The following is a 6,594-nucleotide window of genomic DNA, read 5'->3' as shown; positions in this document are numbered from 1 at the left end:
GTCGACCGCGTCGAGGATACGGATGCCGGTGAGAGGCAGGTCTGCTCCTGCCGTGCGCCGTTCGGCCATGGCCACTCCCTTGTGCGTGTTCCGGCCCGCGTCATCACGGGCTGCGGAGGGAGCCTCTCGCCGCCGGACGCCCAGGCCCAGCGCAAACAACGACTGCGCCGACCGGGCGCACCGGTACGCGTCGGCGTGCTCTCGGACGCGGGTGGACCTGCCGATCGGAGCACGGTGCAGCGGACGAATCCTGCGCGCCGCGGGGCGGAACGGCGGACGCGGGGAGGGCCGCGCGTCCGTAAAGTGAGCGCGTGGAGCTTTCGCAGGTGAGGGCATTCGTGGCCGTGTCACGGCAGCGCACGATCGCGGCTGCGGCCGAGGAGTTGCACGTGACCCCGTCGCCGCTCAGCCGGACCATCCGCGATCTGGAGCGAAGGGTCGGCGGCGACCTGTTCCGCCGCAACTACCACCAGTTCGACCGCACGGACCTCGGCGACCGGTTCCTCCCGCTCGCGGTCGAGATCGTGGCGCAGGCCGACGAAGCGGCATCCCTCGTCTCGGGCTCGCGGCGCGGGTTGCGGTTCGGGGCCACGCCGTGGACGTCCCGCAGCCTCACCGACAGCCTGATCGCCGCCGTCGCCGAGGTCGGGGGCGAGACGAACGACCTCGTCTCGGACCTGTCGTCGGTGCTCCTGGAGTCGCTGCGGCACGGCGACATCGACATCGCGCTCGTGCACCTGCCCGTGGATGCCGCGGGGATCGCGAGCGTCCCGCTCGCGCAGTACTCGTTCGCGGTCGCGTCACTCGCCGACCCGACGCTCGATCTCGGCCGGCCTCTGCGCCTGGCGGACCTCGCGGGTCGGCGCGTGCTCACGCTGCCCCTCCTCATGCAGCCGACATCCATGCGGCGGATGCGGGACGCGTTCGAGCGTGCCGGCATCGAATCCGTCGAGGAGATCGATCTGCGCGACATCGTCGGCATCCAGGGCCGCATGGCGCGCACCGGCCAGATCATGCTGATCAGCCGCGGCGGGGACCTCCCGACGTCACGACTGTTCGACTTCGACCAGCTCGAGGTGTATCCGTTCGCGGACGGCGAGCTCGACACGGTCGTCGGACTCGCCTGGCGCGAGCGGGACACCGTGCACGCCGCCCCGCTCCGCCGGATCGTCGATCGGCTGCGTCCGCGGGACGGCGCCCTCCCCTACATCGGCTGAGCCGGCACGACGCCGATCAGCGGTTGCTCCACTGCGGGGCGCGCTTCTGCGCGAAGGCGGAGATCCCCTCGATCGCATCCGCGCTGGACATGAGTTCGTCGAACGCCCCCGATCGATGCACGACCGCGTCGACGACGTCCGCGATCCCGCGCGTCTCCTCCATCACCTTCAGCGACAGCCGCACCGACGTCGGGGACACGCCGAGGATCTCGTCCGCGAGCGCGCGGGCCCCCTCCAGGGCTCGGCCCGCGGGGACGACCCGGTTGACGACGCCGCGATCCTGCGCCTCGAGCGCTCCCATCCGGCGTCCCGTGAGGATCAGTTCGTTGGCGAGCTTCTCGGGGAGCATCCGCGGCAGCCGGACGACGCCGCCCGCTCCCGCAATGAGCCCCACCCGCACCTCGCTGAGGGCGAACTGCGCGGTCTCGTCCGCGACCACCAGGTGGCAGGCGAGAGCGGTCTCGAAGCCCCCACCCATCGCGAAACCGTTGACCGCGGCGATGACGGGCTTCGTCATCCCCCGGCGACTCGTCAACCCGGCGAACCCGCTCAAGGGGAGGTAGTTGGGCTTGCCCGTCGAGGAGTACACGAGGTCGTTCCCCGCACAGAAGGCCTGCTCCCCCGCACCGGTGAGGATCGCGACCCACAGCTCGGGGTCGGCGAAGAACGCGTCGAACACCTCGGCGAGCTCCTCGTGCGCCGGGGGGAACAGAGCGTTTCGGGACTCGGGGCGGTCGATCGTGACGGTGAGCAGGTGCCCGTCGCGTTCCACCCGCACGTAGGCGTAGTCGTCGCGCAGCGCCGGTGTGCGCGGCGGCTGGAACCGCTCGGCATCCCTACGGTCGACAGAGACCCTGTTCCCCGGCCCCGTCGGCGTGACCCACACCGACTGCCCGATCGGCTGCTCCGAGGAGAGGAGCCCGACCAACGCGTCGTCACCGTCCCACCCGCGGGCGAGGAACCGCTCCCCCGTCGCGTCGAGGCGGCCGATGACGATGCCGGTGGCCGCGCCGTCGCGCCCGTGGACGATCGTGAAGGTCTCGATCGTCGCGGCGCCCTCGGGGCGGGAGGTCTGCGGGACCGCGGGGACGGCGTCGAGTTCCCTCTGCACGGGCGCCGACCGGTCGTCCTGCCAGTTCCGCGGCGTCGTGGAGTACACCGCGGCCGAATACTTGCTCAGGATGCCGCCGTTGGCCCCGACGAACCCGAAGGACCCGGGGCGGCTCCGGACCCGGTGCACCATCTCCGCGATGGCGTGCATCGAGTAGTTGTTGCCCGCCCCGCCGAAGAACGGCAGGCCGCCGGTCAGGGTGAGCCCGCGCGGGTCGTCCGGCTCGAGGCCGAGCGCGTCCATGGCGACGTTGAAGACGGCGATCGGGAAGCAGCTGTAGAAGTCCCACGCGTCCACGTCGCCCGTGCCGACACCGGCCATGTCGAGCGCGAGGGCGGTCGACCGCCGCGCGGCCGGACTGCCCGAGAGATCGACCCGGTCCATCAGCGTGCGCTCGCGCAGATCCGCGTGGCCGTGGATGTAGACCCAGGCGCTCTCGGGCACGCCGAGCGCGCGGGCGGCCTCGACGGATGCCAGGAGCACGGCCGCCCCCTGATTGACCTGGTCGCGGGCCACGACGTACCGCGTGTACGGATCGGCGATCGGACGGTTCGCGGCGGTGGGCGTGACCAGTTCCGCGGCGGACCGCTCGACGGGAGCGGCCGCGTAGGGGTTCCCCGCGGCGACGCGGGTGAAGGGGGCGAACAGCTCGCCGATCCGCTCCGCGTACTCCGCGCGCGAGAGGCCGAGACGAGCACGGCGGGCGTTCTCGGCGAGGGCGTACTGACTGGGGGCGTCGCTCAGGCCGTGGTTCGTGCCCTCCATCGAGACCAGGCCGGCGAGCCCGTAGCCCCGATCCTCCAGGTCGCCCTCGACGTGCTCGGTGAAGTCGGGCCTCTCGGGGGCGTTCGCGAGCGCCCGCGCCGTGGAGATCGCCTCCGAGCCGAACGCGAGGGCGACCCGGCTGCGCCCCGCCGCGATCTCGGCGGCGAGTTCGGTGACCAGGTGCTGCGGCCCCTGCCCTCCCCCCACCTCGAGGATCGCGCGGCGCGGCTCGGCGGAGATGCGCCGGGCCACCGATCGCGGGTAGTTGTCCGACTTCCCGAGCGGGGCACGGGCACCCGGGACCGAGATCTCGAACTGGCGGATGCCGGCGACCGTGTCGATCGCAGCGGCGACGACGGCCGCGTCGATCCCGGTGTCCGCGAGTGCCCGCGCGGACGCCCGCGCGGCCAGGTCCACCGGGGAGAGGGCCTCGTAGCCGTCGCCGTCGAGGCGGTCGATGACCTGTCCGACGCCGATGAGGACGGGGGTGCGTTCGTCGATCCGATCCATGTGCTCTTCCTCTCTCCGTTACCGCGCGACCCGAGCGGCGACGGTCGCCCGCAGGGCGTCGATCTGTGCGCGCTGTTCCTCGCGGGCGGGCTCCGGGAACGGGGCTCCGACCGTCTGCGCGATCGAGAACGGCAGCAGGGGCGATGCCACCGGACGCACCTGGCTGAACGTGTCGAAGCCGGCCTTGCCGTGGTACGCGCCGGTCCCGCTGGTCCCGATGCCCCCGAACGGCACATCGGGCACCATCAGGTGCAGCGCCAGGTCGTTCCGAGTCACGCCCCCGGATGCCGTTTCGTCGACGTAGCGGCGGAACTCCGTGCCCTCCGGCCCGTAGTAATACGCCACCAGGGGGTGGGGGCCGTCGGCGATGCGGGCGATGACCTCGGCGACATCGTCGTAGGGACGCACGACGATGACGGGTCCGAAGATCTCTTCGCGGGAGATGAGCATGTCGTCGGTGGCATCCCGCACGATGGTCGGCGCGATGCGCCGGGTCGTGGCATCCGGCAGCGTGTCGTCGCCCGCGCCCGTCGCGACGGCCTCGACCCGAGCCCCGCGAGCGCGCGCGTCGTCGAGGAGGCGGGTCACGCGAGCGAAGTTGGCGTCATTGATGATGGTGATCGCGTCGGGGTTCGTGGCGTACTCCGGAAGCGCCGCGCGGATCGCGGCGGAGTAGGCCTCGACGAAGGTGTCAGCCTGCGCGCGAGAAACGTACACGTCGTCGGGGCACAGGCACAGCTGGCCGCCGTTGTTCATCCGGGCCGCCGCGACGCGCGCTGCAGCCTCGGGGATGTCGGCTTCGGCCGAAACGAGCACGGGGTTCTTCCCGCCGAGCTCGAGCGTGACCGGCACGAGGTTCCGTCCGGCGGCCGCGGCGACCACGCGCCCGACGGCGGGAGAGCCGGTGAAGAAGAGGTGGTCGAACGGGAGCTCCGAGAACGCCACCGCGGTCTCGCGTCCGCCGAGGACCACCGTGACCTCGTCCGGGTCCAGACGCGAGGCCACCGCCCGCGCCACCACCGCGCCGGTCCGCTCGGGGATGTCCGAGAACTTGATCATCACCCGGTTTCCGGCGGCGAGCGCCTCGAGCGCCGGTTGGATGACGAGACCCACCGGGAAGTTCCACGGCCCGATGACGCCGACGACCCCCACCGGGCGGGGCTCGAGCGTCACCGGAATCCCCATCTCGGGCCCCGCCTGCGAGGCCGAGGGGCGCATCCACTCCTCGAGGTGGGCGCGGAGGTACTCCGCCTCGCTCACTCCGCCGATGATGTCGGACCGCAGGCTCGCGAGCGCCGGCCTGTTGCCGAAGTCGGCGTCGAGTGCTTCGACGATCTCGTCGACGTGCTCGAGGATCGCGAGGGCGAGGCGGTCGATGCGGGACAGTCGTGTCTCCAGATCCGGGATGCCGTCGCGACGGTGCGCGGCGCGCTGACGGGCGAGCACGTCGGCGAGGCGCTCCCCGGACGGATCGACGAGGATCTCGGTGGTCGACACGGTCGTGGACATGGTCACTCTCCTTCGGTTTCGCTGAAGACCAGGACAGGCTTGATCGTCGTTCCCGCGACGCTGTCGGCGATGGCGTCCTCGACCGCGTCGAAATGGTAGGTGCGCACGAGACGTTCGACGGGGAAGAGTCCCTCGTCGTGCCAGCGCAGCAGCTGCGGAATGAAACGGTGGGGATCGGCATCCCCCTCGATGCTCCCGCGGACGGTCTTGCCCGCCCCGATGAAGGCGGTCGAGTCGACGGCGAACTCCGCCCCGCCCGTTCCGACGAGCACGAGTTGGCCCAGAGGGCCGAGCGCCTCGGTGGCGGTGCGAATGACCCCTGCGTTGCCGGTCGTGTCGAGGGCGTGCGTCGCGCCCCCGCCGGTCGCCGCGCGCAGGTCCTCGATGAGCGTGTCCGCGATGCCGGACACGACGTGCGTGGCGCCGAGCTCGCGAGCGAGCGCGAGTCGCTGCTCCGAGAGGTCGACCCCGACGATCGTTTCGACTCCCAGGGCGCGGGCGGCCATGATCGCTGCCATGCCGACCGCACCCGTGCCGAAGACGACGAGGCTGTCGGAGGGACCGGGCCGGAGCACGTTCGCGACGACTCCCGCTCCGGTCTGCATGCCGCACCCGAACGACGCGGTGACGGCGAGGTCGGTGTCCGCGGGCACCCGGACGGTGTTGGCCTCGGTCGTAAGCGCATATCCGGCGAAGCTGGACTGCCCGAAGAATCCTCCCGCGATCGGCGAGCCGTCGGCGCCGTGGAGCGGTGTCGTGCCGTCGCCGCGTCCGCCCGAGACGTTCATCTCGGCGAAACGCGCGCAATACGCCGGGTGACCCTGCGCGCACGGATCGCACGACCCGCAGCTGCGATAGCTGAGGATGATCTTGTCACCGACGCCGACGCTCGTGACATCGCTCCCGACCGCGGCGACGATCCCTGCGCCCTCATGGCCGAGGACGACCGGAACCCCGTCCGGAAAGTAGTGGCGCGTGACGATGTCGGTGTGACAGACCCCGGCCGCCACGATACGGACGAGGATCTCGTCCGGGCGCGGGTCGTCGAGGACGACTCTCTCGACCGAGAGCGGAGTGTCTGCTCCGCGGGAGACAACGGCGGCGATCCTCATCGATCCCTCTCCTTCGATGGCGCGGCGGGGCCTCGGGCGGGCCCCCGCCGACGCGGGAACTGAACGGCCCCGGGTGACCGGGACCGTGCGTTCACTCTCGTCGCGCCCGCCGTCCGCGCCCAGCGCAAAGAGGGACAGACGCCCGCTCCGCGGGTCGCACGTGGATGCCGTGCGCTCACGTCCGCCACAGCGGACCGATCCTGCACGACGCCGACCGGCCCCGCGGCGAGAGCGGCTCCCGTCGGGACGAGCCGCGCGCCGGGGTCAGCCCTGCGTCGGGATGGAGCCGGTGATCGCCGTGGTCGCGGCCTCGGCCGCCGGCATCCGGTGTCCGGGGTGACGACCGCTGCGGTCCTCCACGCGGTACGAG

Annotated in this window: 4 protein-coding genes; 1 reads left to right on the top strand and 3 read right to left on the bottom strand. The window is 72.0% G+C overall.

The features are described 5' to 3' along the window. Positions 1-311: 311 nt before the first annotated feature. Positions 312-1,217, top strand: coding sequence for a LysR family transcriptional regulator (locus tag I5G_RS17655; RefSeq protein WP_083896697.1), 906 nt, complete (start codon positions 312-314; stop codon positions 1,215-1,217). 16 nt (positions 1,218-1,233) lie between these two features. Here I5G_RS17655 and I5G_RS17650 read toward each other — a convergent pair whose 3' ends face one another. The 3 genes from I5G_RS17650 to I5G_RS17640 are packed head-to-tail and all read right to left on the bottom strand — an operon-like array spanning position 1,234 to position 6,224. Continuing rightward, positions 1,234-3,603: an acetyl-CoA acetyltransferase gene (locus I5G_RS17650; protein ID WP_022880245.1), complete on the bottom strand. Its 2,370-nt coding sequence runs from the start codon at positions 3,601-3,603 to the stop codon at positions 1,234-1,236. An 18-nt stretch (positions 3,604-3,621) separates the two neighbouring features. Next, on the bottom strand, positions 3,622-5,112 hold the full coding sequence (locus I5G_RS23350; protein WP_051038874.1) for an aldehyde dehydrogenase family protein: 1,491 nt from the start codon (positions 5,110-5,112) through the stop codon (positions 3,622-3,624). A 2-nt stretch (positions 5,113-5,114) separates the two neighbouring features. Further along, complete coding sequence (locus I5G_RS17640) at positions 5,115-6,224, bottom strand: NAD(P)-dependent alcohol dehydrogenase (protein ID WP_022880243.1); 1,110 nt, start codon at positions 6,222-6,224, stop codon at positions 5,115-5,117. Positions 6,225-6,594: the final 370 nt, after the last annotated feature.

This window comes from Microbacterium sp. B19 (assembly GCF_000333395.1).
GTDB lineage: Bacteria > Actinomycetota > Actinomycetes > Actinomycetales > Microbacteriaceae > Microbacterium.
This window is presented reverse-complemented; position numbering and strand designations above follow the sequence as displayed.

Coding starts and splice junctions, on each gene's coding strand:
- I5G_RS17650 (WP_022880245.1), bottom strand. CDS start 3,603: ATGGATCGGATCGACGAACGCACCCCCGTCCTCATCGGCGTCGGACAG.
- I5G_RS23350 (WP_051038874.1), bottom strand. CDS start 5,112: ATGTCCACGACCGTGTCGACCACCGAGATCCTCGTCGATCCGTCCGGG.
- I5G_RS17640 (WP_022880243.1), bottom strand. CDS start 6,224: ATGAGGATCGCCGCCGTTGTCTCCCGCGGAGCAGACACTCCGCTCTCG.